13 protein-coding genes, 2 tRNA genes and 1 pseudogene are annotated in these 14,982 nt (G+C 69.3%); 12 read left to right on the plus strand and 4 right to left on the minus strand.

What is annotated here, in order from left to right; translation table 11 throughout:
• Nucleotides 1-84: 84 nt before the first annotated feature.
• Nucleotides 85-1,305, minus strand: coding sequence for an NAD(P)/FAD-dependent oxidoreductase (locus EBN03_RS12780; protein WP_122188190.1), 1,221 nt, complete (start codon nt 1,303-1,305; stop codon nt 85-87).
• A gap of 143 nt (nt 1,306-1,448) precedes the next feature.
• Here EBN03_RS12780 and EBN03_RS12785 point away from each other — a divergent pair, with 143 nt between their 5' ends.
• On the plus strand, nt 1,449-2,102 hold the full coding sequence (locus EBN03_RS12785; protein WP_122188191.1) for a mycothiol-dependent nitroreductase Rv2466c family protein: 654 nt from the start codon (nt 1,449-1,451) through the stop codon (nt 2,100-2,102).
• Nucleotides 2,103-2,161: 59 nt separating this feature from the next.
• On the opposite strand, the gene EBN03_RS12790 is transcribed toward EBN03_RS12785, so the two are convergent.
• Nucleotides 2,162-3,265 (minus strand): M48 family metallopeptidase, encoded by a 1,104-nt coding sequence (locus EBN03_RS12790; protein WP_407671145.1) that lies wholly within the window; start codon nt 3,263-3,265, stop codon nt 2,162-2,164.
• 171 nt (nt 3,266-3,436) lie between these two features.
• Here EBN03_RS12790 and EBN03_RS12795 point away from each other — a divergent pair, with 171 nt between their 5' ends.
• Both EBN03_RS12795 and EBN03_RS12800 read left to right on the plus strand, forming a co-directional pair.
• The gene (locus tag EBN03_RS12795; RefSeq protein ID WP_122188192.1) at nt 3,437-3,907 is read left to right on the plus strand and encodes a ribose-5-phosphate isomerase; all 471 of its coding nucleotides are present in this window, start codon (nt 3,437-3,439) and stop codon (nt 3,905-3,907) included.
• 1 nt (nt 3,908) lies between these two features.
• Nucleotides 3,909-4,721 carry an Fpg/Nei family DNA glycosylase gene (locus EBN03_RS12800; RefSeq protein WP_122188193.1) on the plus strand — a complete coding sequence of 271 codons (813 nt, stop codon included), beginning with the start codon at nt 3,909-3,911 and terminating at the stop codon, nt 4,719-4,721.
• A 172-nt stretch (nt 4,722-4,893) separates the two neighbouring features.
• Here the strand turns inward: EBN03_RS12800 and EBN03_RS12805 are convergent, their stop codons facing one another.
• Nucleotides 4,894-5,913 (minus strand): GGDEF domain-containing protein, encoded by a 1,020-nt coding sequence (locus EBN03_RS12805; protein WP_122188194.1) that lies wholly within the window; start codon nt 5,911-5,913, stop codon nt 4,894-4,896.
• A gap of 543 nt (nt 5,914-6,456) precedes the next feature.
• Between EBN03_RS12805 and EBN03_RS12810 the strand changes: the two genes are divergently transcribed.
• From EBN03_RS12810 to EBN03_RS12835, 6 genes are all read left to right on the plus strand, one after another.
• Nucleotides 6,457-6,527: transfer RNA gene (locus tag EBN03_RS12810), tRNA-Gly, on the plus strand.
• A gap of 33 nt (nt 6,528-6,560) precedes the next feature.
• Nucleotides 6,561-6,637 (plus strand) — tRNA-Pro (locus EBN03_RS12815).
• Between the two features lie 210 nt (nt 6,638-6,847).
• The gene (locus EBN03_RS12820) at nt 6,848-7,579 is read left to right on the plus strand and encodes a hypothetical protein (RefSeq protein WP_122188195.1); all 732 of its coding nucleotides are present in this window, start codon (nt 6,848-6,850) and stop codon (nt 7,577-7,579) included.
• A gap of 82 nt (nt 7,580-7,661) precedes the next feature.
• Nucleotides 7,662-9,113, plus strand: coding sequence for an FAD-binding protein (locus tag EBN03_RS12825; RefSeq protein WP_122188196.1), 1,452 nt, complete (start codon nt 7,662-7,664; stop codon nt 9,111-9,113).
• 34 nt (nt 9,114-9,147) lie between these two features.
• On the plus strand, nt 9,148-9,624 hold the full coding sequence (locus EBN03_RS12830; RefSeq protein ID WP_122188197.1) for an NUDIX domain-containing protein: 477 nt from the start codon (nt 9,148-9,150) through the stop codon (nt 9,622-9,624).
• A 58-nt stretch (nt 9,625-9,682) separates the two neighbouring features.
• Nucleotides 9,683-11,164 (plus strand): sensor histidine kinase, encoded by a 1,482-nt coding sequence (locus EBN03_RS12835; RefSeq protein WP_325052071.1) that lies wholly within the window; start codon nt 9,683-9,685, stop codon nt 11,162-11,164.
• A 33-nt stretch (nt 11,165-11,197) separates the two neighbouring features.
• Here EBN03_RS12835 and EBN03_RS12840 read toward each other — a convergent pair.
• Nucleotides 11,198-11,953, minus strand: a pseudogene (locus EBN03_RS12840) (metallophosphoesterase); the annotation flags it as partial.
• A gap of 127 nt (nt 11,954-12,080) precedes the next feature.
• On the opposite strand from EBN03_RS12840, the gene EBN03_RS12845 reads away from it, so the two are divergent.
• The 3 genes from EBN03_RS12845 to EBN03_RS12855 all read left to right on the plus strand — a co-directional run bounded on the left by EBN03_RS12845 (nt 12,081) and on the right by EBN03_RS12855 (nt 14,959).
• Nucleotides 12,081-12,656 carry an FKBP-type peptidyl-prolyl cis-trans isomerase gene (locus tag EBN03_RS12845; protein WP_122188199.1) on the plus strand — a complete coding sequence of 192 codons (576 nt, stop codon included), beginning with the start codon at nt 12,081-12,083 and terminating at the stop codon, nt 12,654-12,656.
• 174 nt (nt 12,657-12,830) lie between these two features.
• Nucleotides 12,831-14,219: a trigger factor gene (gene tig / locus EBN03_RS12850; protein WP_122188400.1), complete on the plus strand. Its 1,389-nt coding sequence runs from the start codon at nt 12,831-12,833 to the stop codon at nt 14,217-14,219.
• A gap of 131 nt (nt 14,220-14,350) precedes the next feature.
• Complete coding sequence (locus EBN03_RS12855) at nt 14,351-14,959, plus strand: ATP-dependent Clp protease proteolytic subunit (RefSeq protein ID WP_267899285.1); 609 nt, start codon at nt 14,351-14,353, stop codon at nt 14,957-14,959.
• Nucleotides 14,960-14,982 lie beyond the last annotated feature (23 nt).

Below are 14,982 nucleotides of genomic sequence, written 5' to 3' on the forward strand. Positions count from 1 at the left end.
CATCACGGTTGCTCACCGTAGCCCGGACCGTCACGAAATCCCACCGCTCATTAACGGCGTAGCTGCGGAACGGCACGGTTCGGGTCAGAGCGGCAGATTCGTGTTCTCCAGCCGTTCCGGGTCGACCGGTTCACCGGTGGTGATCAGTTCCTTGATCCGGTCGGTGACGTCCCAGACGTTGACGTTCATGCCGGCCCGGACCCGCCGCTGCGGATCCAGCCAGAAAGCCACGAACTCGCGCGCCCCGACATCGCCGCGGACCACCACGGTGGCGTCGGCGCCGGGCGCGACATAGCCCGTGTACTCCATGCCCAGGTCGTACTGGTCGGTGAAGAAGTAGGGCAGCCGGTCGTATACGGCCGGTCGGCCGAGCATGGTCTGTGCCGCCACCGCGGGCTGGTTCAGCGCATTCGCCCAGTGCTCGACCCGGATACGGGCGCCGAGCAGCGGATGTTCGGCAGCCGCGATATCGCCGACCGCGACGATGTCCGGGTCGTCGGTGGCCAGCGACGCGTCGACCAGCACCCCGTTGCCCACGGCCAGGCCCGCGTCGGCGGCGAGTTCCACGTTCGGTGCCGCGCCGACCGCCACCAGCACCGCGTCCGCGGCGATCACCTCCCCGTCGGACAGCTGGACTCCGGTCGCCAGATCGTCGGCGGTCACGATCTCGGCCACCGAGGTGCCGCAGCGCAGCACCACGCCGTGGTCGCGATGCAGGTCGGCGAACACCTCACCCATCCGGAAGCCCAGGATCGACTCCAATGGCACCGGCTGGGTCTCCAGCATGGTCACGCCCACCCCGGCGATCCGGGCGGCGGCGGCGACCTCCAGGCCGATCCAGCCCGCGCCGACGATCACCAGCCGTTCCACGACCCCGAAGATCTCCCGCAGGGTGTCGGAGTCGGCGAGGGTGCGCAGGGTGTGCACGCGCTCGGCGTAGGCACCGGGAATCGGCAGGGTGCGCGGCCGGGCGCCGGTGGCCAGCGCCAGCTTGGCGTACGACACGGTCGAACCGTCGCTCAACGCCACCGACTTCGCCGCCCGGTCGATCCGCTCGACGACGGTGCCCAGCCGCAGCGTCACGTCGTGTTCGCGGTACCAGTCGCCGGACAGCGGCGTGAAGTCGGTGAGGCCCTCCTTGCCGAGCAGGTGGCCCTTCGACAGCGGCGGCCGTTCGTAGGGAAGTAGCTCCTCGGCGCCGACGATCGTGATCGGTCCGGCGAAGTCGTTGTCCCGCAAGGCTTCTGCGATCTTCGCGGCGGCCAGGCCACCGCCTGCGACGACGAATCCGGGTTCTGTGCTCATAACCGAACCTCCTGCCGAGGACCGCCATGATGACCATTTCGAGGCTACTTGGGTCGCCGGGAAATATCCGCAAGTCTCCGTCGTTGATCTGTTCAGGCGACGACCGCGTCGCCGGGTGACTTCCCCGAGAGGAAATATTCGACGTGAGCGACACAACCGCGCACTCCGGAACCAAGGACAAGGTCGACTTCTGGTTCGACCCGCTGTGCCCGTGGTGCTGGATCACCTCCCGCTGGATCCTCGAGGTCGAACAGGTCCGGGACATCGAGGTCAACTTCCACGTGATGAGCCTGGCCGTGCTCAACGAGGGCAAGGACCTGCCCGAGCAGTACGCCAAGATGATGGAGACGGCGTGGGGACCGGTGCGGGTGGCGATCGCCGCCGCCGCCGACCACGGCGACAAGGTGCTGGCCCCGCTCTACACCGCGATGGGCACCCGGATCCACAACCGCCGGGCCGAGTACACCGGCGCCGACGAGGCAGTGGCCCTGGACACCGTCATCGCCGAGGCGCTCGCCGAGACCGGCCTGCCCGAGTCGCTGGCCGCGGCCGCCCACACCGGTGACCACGACGAGGCGCTGCGGGCCAGCCACCACGCCGGCATGGACAAGGTCGGTCCGGACGTTGGGACGCCGACCATCGTCATCAACGACGTGGCGTTCTTCGGTCCGGTCCTGTCGCGGATCCCGCGTGGCGAGCAGGCCGGGAAGCTGTGGGACGCCTCGGTCGTGCTGGCCGGGTATCCGCACTTCTTCGAACTCAAGCGCAGCCGTACCGAGGGCCCGGAATTCGACTGAGCCGAACGCGGGCGGGCCCGGGGCGGAGTCGATCCGCTCCGGGCCCGCCGTCGTCTCGCTCAGTATTCGGTGGGTGGTGGTGTGCCGTAGCGCGCGGGTTCGGGTGGGTACCCCGGCTGTGGATGACCGCCCGGCGGATATCCGGGCTGGCGATAACCGGATTGCGGATACCCGGCCCGCGGATATCCGCCCTGCGGGGGGCCCGGCTGGGCGGAATATCCGTAGCTGGGCTGGGGTCCCGGGTACTCGGGCAGTTGCCGCTGTACCGGGCCGGTGGGCGACAGAAACAGCTTCCCGTGCCGGCTGCGGTCGCGCAGTGCCCACATTCGCCAGGTCAGCACCGGGTGCGAGGACAGCGCATTGGCCACCCACACGAACAGGCCGCGCTCGCGCGACGCCCGGTCGGCCATCTCGTCGAAGCCGACCAGCGTGTTGAGGTACTTGCCGCCCGCCAGCGTCCGCATCGCCCCGGGCGCGCCCTGCGGGCGATTGCAGAAACCGTGGTTGTCGGCGGTGTACTCCTGGGTGCGGATCAGCGACGAACCCAGGATCGGCAGGAACGGCACCAGGAACATGCCGAGCTGCCGCCAGTAGGAGACGTGCCCGGCCGCGATGTGCCCGACCTCGTGCCCGATGATGAACGCCAGCGCCTCCGGATCCCGTGCGGCACCGCCGATCTCGAACAGGTCGCTGTAGACCACGACGTACCGCCGGAAGCCGTGCCCGGATGCGAACGCGTTGATCATTCCGTTGCCGAGCGTGACGTACGCGTCGGGCACGGTCGCCATCCCGAAACGGGCCGCGGCCTCCTGCACCATCCGGTAGCCCTCGGGGAACTGGGTCGGCGACATCTTCACCGCGTTCACCCGCTGCAGGGCGTAGTTGAGACCACGGCCGTACCAGAGCAGCAGCGGCGCGGCCAGCAACAGCAGCGCGTACTGGTTGATGCCGCCGGACAGCACGAGCAGCAGGGCGACCAGATAGGAGATCACCGTCACCGCGACGACCACGCACAGCATGGGGATCTCCCAGCTGTGCCGGGCCGGCATACCCCAGGGAGACAGACCGCGCGCCCGCTGTATCGGTGGGGCCGGGGGCGGTGGTGAATACGGTTGCTGCGGTGCCCATCCCGGCGGCCCGACCCGCGGGTCCCAGCCCGCCATCCCGGTCACCGGGTTCCAGTCACCGGACGTCGCACCGGGCGTGGGCGCCGGCCCGTCGGATGCTCCCGACGGCGTCCCCTGATCATCGGACTGCATGCGGCCGACTCTAGCCGGATTCGGCCCGTCGGCCCGGGCCGCGCAGCCGCCGGGCGGCCTGACAGAATGCCAGGCATGCGCGTTTACCTGGGTGCCGACCATGCCGGCTTCGAACTGAAGAACCTTGTCAAGGACCACCTGCAGACCGCCGGCTACGAGGTCGTCGACTGCGGTGCACTGGAATACGACGCTCTCGACGACTACCCCGCCTTCTGCATCGAGGCGGCCCGCCGGACCGTCGCCGACCCGGGCAGCCTCGGACTGGTCTTCGGTGGCTCCGGCAACGGCGAGCAGATCGCCGCCAACAAGGTGCCGGGCGCCCGGTGCGCGCTCGCGTGGAGCGTGGAGACCGCGAAGCTGGCGCGCGAGCACAACAACGCGCAGCTGATCGGCATCGGCGGCCGCATGCACACCCCCGAGGAGGCGCTGGCCATCGTCGACGCCTTCGTCACCACCCCGTGGTCGGGTGAGGAGCGCCACCAGCGCCGCATCGACATCCTGTCCGAGTACGAGAAGACCGGTATCGCCCCGGCCCTGCCTGCCTGAGTTGCCCGAAGGACATACGCTCCACCGCCTCGCCGGCCTGCATCAGCGCCGGTTCGGCGGTGGGGTGGTTCAGGTTTCGAGCCCACAGGGACGCTTCGCCGACGGCGCCGCGCTGGTGTCGGGACGCGTGCTGGTGCGGGCCGAGGCCTGGGGTAAACATCTGCTGCACCACTACGATTCGGGCTTCGCCGTCCATGTGCACCTGGGGCTGTACGGCACGTTCACCGAATCGGCCGGGCCGCTGGGGGATCCGGTCGGCCAGGTGCGGATGCGGATGATCGGCCGTGGGCAGGGCGAGCAGTTGTACGGCACCGAGTTGCGGGGGCCGACCGCCTGCGCGGTGCTGCACCCGCCGGAGGTCGCGGCATTGACCGCGCGCCTTGGCCCGGACCCGTTGCGCGCCGACGCCGATCCCGATCGGGCCCGCGCGCGGATCGCGCGTTCCACCCGTCCGATCGGCGCCCTGCTGATGGATCAGGCCGTGATCGCCGGGGTCGGCAACGTGTACCGCGCCGAAGTGCTGTTCCGGCACGGGATCTCGCCGTATCGTCCGGGCCGCTACCTCACCGCCGCCGAATGGGACGCGCTGTGGGCGGATCTGGTGGAACTCATGGCGATCGGCGTCGAGCGTGGCGCGATGCACGTGGTGCGCGCCGAACACGACCACGGCGCACCGGCTTACGTCGCGGGCAAACCCCGCACCTACGTGTACCGGCGTGCCGGTGAACCCTGCCGCGTCTGCGGCAGCCCCGTTGCGCATGCCACGCTGGACAACCGGAACCTGTTCTGGTGCCCGGCCTGCCAGCCCGGCTGACCGATCACCGGACCGCGATCCGGTGGCCCGCCACGCCGACCTCGCCACCCGGGCGAAGCCGATCCCAGCCGACAAGCACCCGGCAATACGACTGCGGCGACGAGCCGAGGCCGGTCCCAGCCGACGCGCCCTGCGCGGCCGAAGCGGTACTGCCGCAACGGCGGCCGCGTCGCTAGCCCGCGACCAGGTTGCGCCGCGCGGCCAGATCGACCGGTGCGTCCAAATGCTCCGGCTCGGACTCGTCCTCGTCCAGGTCGGACAGGGCGAAGCGGCGTTTGCCGGCCGTCTTGGCCCGGTACATGGCACGGTCGGCGCTGCGCAGCAGATCGGCGAAGTCGCAGGCACGTTCGGGCGGGCAGTAGGCCGTACCGACGCTCGCCGAGACCGGAACCTGCCCGGAGCTGGAGCGCACCGGGTCCTGTAGCGCGGCCAGGATCCGGATGGCCAGCTCGCTCAGCGTATTGCGGTGTGCCGGCAGCGCGAGCACGAATTCGTCGCCGCCGTAACGACATACGACCGTCTCGTCCGGGCAGGTGACGCGCAGCCGGCGCGCGATCTCGACCAGGACCTCGTCACCGATCGCGTGCCCGAAGCGGTCGTTGATCTGCTTGAAGTCGTCGAGGTCGATGAGCAACAGGCCGACACCCCGGGAGCGGTCGGTCGCCATCAGCCGCACACGCTCCTGCAGCAGTGAGCGATTCGCCAGATCGGTGAGCGAATCATGTGTGGCCTCGTGCCGCAGTCGGTGGTGCAGCGCGGCGATTTCCTGCACGCGCACCGAGACGGCGGCGGTCAAGTGCCGCTCCTGCTGGGCCAGGGCGCGCTGCTGCAATGCCTCGGCATAGCTGTCGATGGCGTGGCTGGCGACGAACGGCCAGCGGGTGGCCACCAGCGAACCCGGTTCGCCCGGAGCGAATCCGAGCAGCGCGCGCGTGGCCGAGGCCAGCATGCGGGTGCGGTCGAACGGCGACTCGGCCAGGCGCCGCCCCACCGCGCGGGCCGCCGGAACCGGAAACGGTTCGAAGCGAGCCAGATCCATCAGCTCGCCGACGACTGTGCTGAATATGGCTTCGAGTTGGGCATGGCCCACTGCCAAGCCGGACTCGGCGCTCAGTGCTCGCGCCCAGTCCCGTGCGGTCGCCGCCACAGCGGTGACCGTGCTGGTGTCGAGTTCGGCTGTCACGGTGGTCATCCCGCGAACGCGCCGACCGTGCCGGCCGAGTTGCCGACTACACCCTCCGGATCGTGCTCACTGCTCCGCGGTCGGCTGAACCCTGTCCAGGTCATGCTCACCGCCCCCTTTCCAGATACCCCCGTCCGGCAAAAAGGATCCTAGCAAGCCACTCTGTCCTGAAACGTCTGGTTTCACAATCGGTTACAGGCCCTGCGAATGGCTGTCGGTACTGTGATCGACTACGAGACCGAAGTGTTACACCCAATTTCGTGTCGCACTCGGTGTGTCTCACCAGGTCAGCGAGTAGTGCAGCGAGAGGCCGCCGGAATTGTCATAGTTACGTGACTCGTGCGGTCACACACTGGCCAGTGGTCGATTTTTCCGGCACGTACACGATGCCCCGGAGCGCAATGTCGGATATCCCACAATCAGGGCGGCCGCCCCGTTTCTCGGGGGTATCGCCCGCCGTGGGGGAGGGGGGATTGGCGTTCCGGTGGGGCCGTTCGGTACAGTCTGTGTCGCAGACGGCATCGTGGCGATCCCAGGAATGCCGTATGCACTGCGGGCGTAGTTCAATGGTAGAACCTCAGCCTTCCAAGCTGATGGTGCGGGTTCGATTCCCGTCGCCCGCTCAAAGACGCAGGTCCGGTCATGCCGGCCCACCACGGGATGTGGCGCAGCTTGGTAGCGCATCCGCTTTGGGAGCGGAGGGTCGCAGGTTCAAATCCTGTCATCCCGACCATGTCGATCGCGCCCCCGGCCGGTGCTTCTGCCGCCGGTTGTGAACGCGGTTGCTTTCTCGAAACACCTTGTGCCCCAAAGTTTGTGGGCGAATCCGGCGAACGGGACGTGCGGAAGTGCCTGTGTCCCTACGCTGTTCAAGATCGGATACCGGCGGCCGGGCGCTCAGCGGGCGCCGATCGCAGTCGATCTCGTGAAGGGTGGGTCCCAGGTGCAGTCCCTCGTCGCCGGCGTGTGTGCCGGCGTGGCGGCAATTGTGCTCAGTGCCGCGCCCGGGCAGGCGGACACGGTGCCGGCGCATGTCGCGCCCGAACATCAAGGCTGGGTGCAGATCTCGACCGTGGCCGGTGGGTACGTGGACGTGCTGATCAGCGGGCGGGGCATGGGCCGGGGCGACGACCGGAACCATCCGCGGTCCTGCAGCGTGCAGATCGGCACCACCGCCCGGCTGGTCGCGCTCGACGGGGACGGCAACGGATCGCAGCGGCTGGGCCCGTTCGGCAACGGGACCTACACCGTCAGCGGCCGATGCGGAGACGACCGCCACGCCAACGCGACGGATCTGCTGGCCGCGCCCCTGGACATCACGATCGACGGCCGGGGCGCCGCCACCGGAACCGGGGGTGCCGTGCCGATCGCGCGCGGTGTTCCCACGGTGACTCAGACCCTGTCCCAGTACTGCAACGTCACCGCTGACGTCGTCAACGAGGCCGGACTCGTCGGCTACCTGGGTACCCCGGCCTCGGGCGCGACCGCGTCGCTCGGGGCGCTCACCGCCTCGTCCGCGCTCCGGTCGATGTGCCTCGACCTCGCGACCCAGATCGGCGACAAGGCGTCGGCGGGGAACTGCCGCCGGGTCGCGGACGCCGTCTACGCCTACCTCACCAACCTCTATCCGGACTGCCCGCTGCGGCCGTACCTGCCGCCGCCCTGCTTCACCTGACCCGAGGGACGCGCGGCAGCAAAACTGGAACGTGTTCTGGAAAAGTCTTCCGGGGGCACCCGCCGATGCCTACGATGCCGATATGACGACCGATATTCCCGATGTCGTTGCGGCCGACGCCGTCACCGAGTGGTCCGACGAGGTGGACGTGCTGGTCGCCGGCTTCGGAGTGGCCGGCGGGTGCGCAGCTGTCGAAGCCGCGGCCGCCGGCGCCCGCGTCCTGCTGCTCGAACGTGCCGGCGCCTCCGGTGGAACGTCCGCGCTGGCCGGCGGGCACTTCTACCTCGGCGGCGGCACCGCCGTGCAGCAGGCGACCGGGCACGACGACTCGGCCGAGGAGATGGCCAAATACCTCACCGCGGTGCTGCCCGACCCGGATCCGGACCTGATCGAGGCCTACTGCGCCGGCAGCGTCGAACACTTCGACTGGCTCGAGGGGCTCGGGTTCCGGTTCGAGCGCAGCTACTACCCGCACAAGGCGGTCATCCAGCCCGGAACCGAAGGGCTGATCTTCTCCGGGAACGAGAAGGTGTGGCCGTTCCGCGACCAGGCGGTGCCCGCGCCGCGCGGCCACAAGGTGCCGGTGCCCGGCGACACCCAGGGCGCGAAGATGGTGGTCGACCTGCTGGTGAAGCGGGCCGCGGAACTCGGGGTCACCGTCCGCTACGACACCGGGATCACCCAGCTGATCGCGGATTCCGACGGCCGGATCGTCGGCGTGCGCTGGCGCTGCTTCGGCGAGTCCGGTGCGATCCGGGCCAAGTCGGTGGTGCTGGCCACCGGCGGTTTCGTGATGAACTCCGAGATGGTCGCCGAGAACACCCCGCAGCTGGCCGCGAACTCCTTCGTACTCGGCAACACCTACGACGACGGCCTCGGCATCCGGCTCGGCATCTCCGCCGGCGGCGCCACCCGCAACATGGACCGGGCCTTCCTCACCGCGCCGTTCTACCCGCCGGCACAGCTGGTGACCGGCATCATCGTCGACAAGTCCGGGCAGCGGTTCGTCGCCGAGGACTCCTACCACTCGCGCACATCGGCGTTCGTGCTCGAACGTCCAGGTGCCGCCGCGTATCTCATCGTCGACTCCGAGCACATGGAGCGGCCCAAGTTCCCGCTCACCCCGTTCATCGACGGCTGGGAGACGGTCGCCGAAATGGAAGCGGCGCTGGGCATTCCGGCCGGTGCGCTGCAGGCCAGCCTCGACCGCTACAACGAGAACGCCGCCAAGGGCGAGGACCCCGACTTCCACAAGGGCGCGGAATGGCTGGAGCCGCAGGACACCGGCCCGTGGGGCGCGTTCGACCTGACCCTCGGCAAGGCGGTCTACGCCGGCTTCTCGCTGGGTGGCCTGCGGGTCTCGGCGAACGGTGAAGTGTTGCGCGACAACGGTTCCCCGATTCCGGGCCTGTACGCGGCGGGCGCCTGCGCGTCCACCCTCGCGCAGGACGGCAAGAGCTACGCCAGCGGCACCCAGCTCGGTTCCGGTTCCTTCTTCGGCCGCCGCGCCGGCCGGCACGGCGCGGGCGCGTAGCGTCCGGACCGGCGGTTACGGCAGACTTCCCCGGATGGCGATGAGATTCAGCGCGGGGTTGCTGCTGTTCCGCCGGTCCGCCGGCCTGCAGGTACTGCTCGGGCACATGGGTGGCCCGATGTGGGCGCGAAAGGACTTGGGCGCCTGGTCGATTCCGAAGGGGGAGTACGACCCGGACGGGGAGTCGATCGAGGCCGCCGCGGCCCGCGAGTTCACCGAAGAACTCGGGATCGAGGTGCCCGGCGGCACCTGGCTGCCGCTCGGGTCCGTCGAATACGGCAGCGGGCGCAGCCGCAAACAGGTGACGGCATGGGCCATCGAAGCCGACCTCGACCCCGACGCGGTGGTGCCGGGAACGTTCGAACTGGAGTGGCCGCCACGATCGGGCCGGATCCAGGAGTTCCCGGAGATCGACCGCGCCGCCTGGTGGGACACCGACACCGCGCACGACAAGCTCAGCACGGGCCAGAGACCGTTCCTGGCCCGGCTCACCGAGCTGATCGCGCCGTGATCGGAAACGCTCAGCCGACCTCGAGCATTTCCCCAGAGTTTCCGGCTAGACAAGTCCGGTGCGTATTCGTTCGGCGCTGAGGCGGCGCCTGTCGGCGATCCCGCTGCGGGTCGGCCTCGTGGTCGCCATGGTGACCCTGGCCGCGGTCGTGCTCGCGGCGTCCGGTGCGGCTGTGACCTCGGCCCTGTCGCGATCGCTGCTCGACCGCACCGACGAGCAACTCCAGGATTCCGTCGGTGGCTGGGCCAAGCCGCGGCCCATGCATCAGATCGAGACGGTGAACGGGCCGCTGTGGGTGCCCGCCGACATGCCCGGGGCGGGCCGGCCGCCGTCGGATGCCGATCAGCCGCACCGGTTCTACGAGCTGCGCCGGGCACCCGACGGCAAGGTACTGGTCCAGCCGCCGGTGTCGGGCGGCTACGACGCACCCGATCCGGCGACGCTGCCCAGCGGCGGGCCGGCGACGGTGCGGGCGCCGGGCCCCACGCAGACCGACTGGCGAGTGCTCACGATCTCGAACGAGAACGGGTCCACCACGATCGGGTTGCCGCTGACCGACAACCAGCAGACGGTGTCCCGGCTGGTCGCGTTCCAGCTGATCATCGGCGCCACCGCGTTGTTGCTGCTGGCGGTGGCCGGGTATTTCGTGGTGCAGCGCAGTCTGCGGCCGCTGCGGCAGGTCGAGGAGACCGCCATGGCGATCGCCGGCGGGGATATGAACCGCCGGGTTCCGGTGCGCGACAACGACACCGAGGTCGATCATCTCGCGCAGTCGCTGAACGTGATGCTGGCCCGGCTGCAACAGGGCATGGCCGCGACCGCGGCCTCGGAGGAGTCGGCGCGCCGCTCGGAACAGAAGATGCGGCAGTTCGTCGCCGACGCCAGTCACGAACTGCGGACCCCGCTGACCTCGATCCGCGGCTTCGCCGAGCTGTATCGGATGGGTGCGAGCCAGGATCCGGCCGTGGTGCTGCAACGGATCGAGGGTGAGGCCGACCGGATGGGGCTGCTGGTCGAGGATCTGCTGATGCTGGCCCGCCTGGACGCGCAGCGGCCGATGGCGCGCGAACCGGTGGATCTGCTGGCGCTGGCCGGCGACGCCGTGCACAGTGCGCGAGCACTGTCCGCGCGCGAAGGCAAGGATCTGCATCCGGTGGCACTGGAGATCGGCAGCGGCACCGGCACTTTCGAGGTGCCCGGGGACGCGGGACGGCTGCGTCAGGTGCTGGGCAATCTGCTCGGCAACGCGATCGCGCACACCCCGCCGGGCACGCCGGTCACGGTCCGGTTGACCCCGGATCGCGACGAGGTGCGCATCGAGGTGATCGACCGCGGCCCGGGCCTGCCGCCGGAGGCCGCGGCCCGGGTGTTCGAACGGTTCTTCCGCACCGACACCTCCCGCGCCCGGTCCAGCGGCGGCAGCGGGCTGGGCCTGTCGATCGTGCAGGCGATGGTGACCGCGCACGGCGGCCAGGTCACGGTGGACAGCGTGGAAGGCGAGGGCGCCACGTTCACCGTGCGCCTGCCGCGCGCGCACTGAGCGCCGAAAGGCTCAGCGCGGCACCGGCATCGGGCTCAACGGCTTGGTCGGCTCCCACCAGACCTTCTCCGCCGGCACCGAGACCGTCTCCCGTTCCGGGTAGCGCAGCGCCGACAGCTCGCCGCCGAAGACCACGCCGGTGTCCAGGCACAGCGTGTTGTTGACCCAGACCAGATCGCTGACCGGGGTGTGGCCGTAGACCACGACGGCCTTGCCGCGATAGTCGTGCGACCAGGGATAGCGGACCGGCAGGCCGTACTCGTCGAGTTCCCCGGTGGTCTGCCCGTACATGGCGAACGACCGGGCCCGCACCGATTCCACGCCGTGCAGATTCTCGCGCAGCCCGGCGTGCGCGACCACCAGCCGGCCGCTGTCGAGCACCAGGTGCGAGGCCAGGTTCTCGCAGAATTCGGTTGCGGCCGACTGGAATTCGGGGTCCTCCACGCTCAGCTGGGACAGCGATTCGGCCAGCCCGTGCGCGATCGTCACATTGCGTCCGGCCAGTGCCCGGACGAACTTGTTCTCGTGGTTGCCGGTGACGCACAGCGCGTCTCCGTCGGCGCACATGCCCATCGCCAGCCGCAGCACCCCGGGTGTGTCCGGTCCCCGGTCGACGAGGTCGCCGACGAAGACGACCGTGCGACCCTCCGGATGGGTGGCACCGACCGGCCGGCCCTGATCGTCGCGGCCCAGTACATAGCCGAGCCGTTCCAGTAGCGTCGCCAGTTCGCTGCGGCAGCCGTGGACGTCGCCGATCACATCGAAGGGACCGGTCAGCTCACGTCTGTCGCAGGTGTTCACCGCTCGATCTTGCGGTGTAAGAGGCGATCACGGCAACCGCGAATTCGGGGCTCGGGGTGGCTCGGGTCACAGGGCGGTCGTGCGGGGCGCGGGCGCGTGCAATAGGGTGCGGCGCATGCAGAAACTGGTCCGGATCCTCGGTACGGCGGCCGTAGTGGCAGCGGCGCTCGGCGGCACCACCGCGTGCAACGACGACAGCAGCACTTCGGCGTCCGCGACCTCGTCGACGACGACCGCCGCGCACACGACCACGGCCGCGGCGCCGGCGCCCACCAGCCACGGGCGTCCGTGCACCGCCGAAGACATCAAGACCACCGGCGGGTTCGGTGAGGCGCCGACCATCACCATCCCGACCGACTGCGACCCGCCGACCACGCTGATCACCAAGGACCTGGTGACCGGTGCCGGGCCCGCGGCCAAGGCCGGCGACAAGCTGCAGATGAACTACACCCTGGTGACCTGGTCCGACGGCAAGAAGCTGGACAGCTCCTTCGACCGCGGTGAGCCCTTCGCCCTCACGCTCGGTGGCGGCCAGGTCATCAAGGGCTGGGACCAGGGCCTGGAGGGAATCCAGCAGGGCACTCGCCGGCTGCTGATCATCCCGCCGCAGCTCGGCTACGGCGCGGGCGGCCACGGCATCAAGCCCAACGAGACGCTGGTCTTCGTGACCGACGCCGTCAAGGTCGGTTAGGACCGGCAACCAGATCCGACCGGTCCCCGTCACCGACCGCGCCTCAGCGCGGCCGGTGACGACGGTGTCGGTGGCGTGGACTACCCTTGTCCGGATGCGACCGGGGGGGTCGACGTCGAGCAAGTCGTGAAGCATGTCGCCAGCGAACAAGACCAACGAACAAGGAGCATGTCCGTGAAGAGCACCGTCGAGCAGCTGAGCCCGACCCGGGTCCGCATCAACGTCGAGGTGCCCTTCGAGGAACTGAAGCCGGACTTCGACAAGGCGTACAAGACCCTCGCGCAGCAGGTGCGCATCCCCGGCTTCCGCCCGGGCAAGGCCCCGGCCAAGCTGCTCGAGGCCCGTCTGGGCCGGGGCGCGGTGCTGGAGCAGGTCGTCAACGACGTGCTGCCGCAGCGCTACAGCCAGGCCGTCACCGAGACCGAGGTGAAGGTCATCGGCCGCCCCGAGATCGAGATCACCAAGATCGAGGACGGCGACGAGATCGCCTTCACCGCCGAGGTCGACGTGCGTCCCGAGATCACCCTGCCCGACTTCTCCACCCTCGCCGTGACGGTCGACCCGATCGAGGTCGCCGACGAGGACATCGAGAAGCAGCTGGACTCGCTGCGCGCCCGGTTCGGCACCCTGACCGGTGTCGAGCGCCCGGCGCAGTCCGGTGACTTCGTCTCGATCGACCTGTCCGCCACCGTCGACGGCAAGGAGGTCGCCGAGGCGGCCACCACCGGTCTGTCGCACGAGGTCGGTTCCGGCCAGCTGATCGAGGGCCTGGACGACGCGATCATCGGTCTGGAGGCCGGTGCCTCGGGCGAGTTCACCACCACCCTGCTGGCCGGCGAGCACGCCGGTGAGGAGGCGGTCGTGACCGTCACCCTGAACTCGGTCAAGGAGCGCGAGCTGCCCGAGGCGGACGACGAGTTCGCCCAGCTGGCAAGCGAATTCGACACCATCGAGGAGCTCAAGACCGACCTGCGCGGCCGCGTCGAGCAGGCCAAGAAGGTGCAGCAGGCCGGCGAGATCCGCGACAAGGTGCTCGAGGCGCTGCTGGAGGCCGTCGAGGTGCCGCTGCCCGAGGGTGTCGTCGCCGCCGAGATCGACTCGGTCACCCACGACGCCGTGCACGGTTTCGACCACGACGAGCGCAAGTTCGAGGCCGCCCTGAAGGCGCAGGGTTCCTCGCTCGAGGAGTTCGAGGCCGAGACCAAGGAGGCCGCCGAGAAGTCGGTGAAGACCCAGCTGCTGCTGGACGCCATCGCCGAGGCCGAGGGCACCCAGGTCGGCCAGGACGAGCTGACCGAGCGGATCCTGTTCCAGTCGCAGCGCTACGGCATGGCGCCGGAGCAGTTCATCCAGCAGATCCAGCAGGCCGGTCAGCTCGGCGCGATCTTCTCCGACGTGCGCCGCGGCAAGGCGCTGGCCGGTGTGGTCGGCCAGGCGACCGTGACCGACACCGCCGGCAACACCGTCGACACCGACGAGATGTTTGGCAGCGCAACCGAAGACGAGGCCGACGAGGTCGCCGAGGCCGCCGCCGAGACGATCGAAGAGGTCGCGGCGGAGTAACCAGGCACAACGAGCGCACGACCGTTCAGTGTTTGCGCTCTGAGCGAAGTAAGGGCGGTACCGGGAGTTCGGTGCCGCCCTGCTTCGTTAGGGTTTGTAGCAGCGTAAGACTCGAGAGAGGGCAGGTATCCGTGACAACGAATCAGGCAGGGCCGGTCATGACATCCGCGACGATGGGTCTCAACCTCAGTGACTCGGTGTTCGAGCGTCTGCTGCGCGAGCGAATCATCTTCCTCGGCACCGAGGTCGACGACGACATCGCCAACAAGCTCTGCGCCCAGATCCTGCTGTTGTCCGCAGAGGACCCGACCCGCGACATCTCGCTGTACATCAACTCGCCTGGTGGCTCGGTGACCGCCGGTATGGCGATCTACGACACCATGCAGTTCGCCACGTGTGATGTCGCCACCTACGGCATGGGCCTGGCCGCCTCCATGGGCCAGTTCCTGCTCACCGCCGGCGCCAAGGGTAAGCGTTACGCGCTGCCGCACGCGCGGATCATGATGCACCAGCCGTCGGCCGGTATCGGTGGTACCGCCGCGGACATCGCCATCCAGGCCGCTCTGTTCGCGGAGAACAAGGAGGAGCTGAACCGGCTCCAGTCGCTGCACACCGGCCAGAGTGTCGAGCAGATCAACATCGACTCCGACCGCGACCGCTGGTTCACCGCGCAGCAGGCCATGGAGTACGGCTTCGTCGATCACGTCGTCTCCCGCGAGTCCCAGACGACCGGGTCGTAGGCAGCCGAAATCCGCATACCACC

The organism is Nocardia stercoris (assembly GCF_003696265.1).
Taxonomy (GTDB): Bacteria; Actinomycetota; Actinomycetes; order Mycobacteriales; family Mycobacteriaceae; genus Nocardia; species Nocardia stercoris.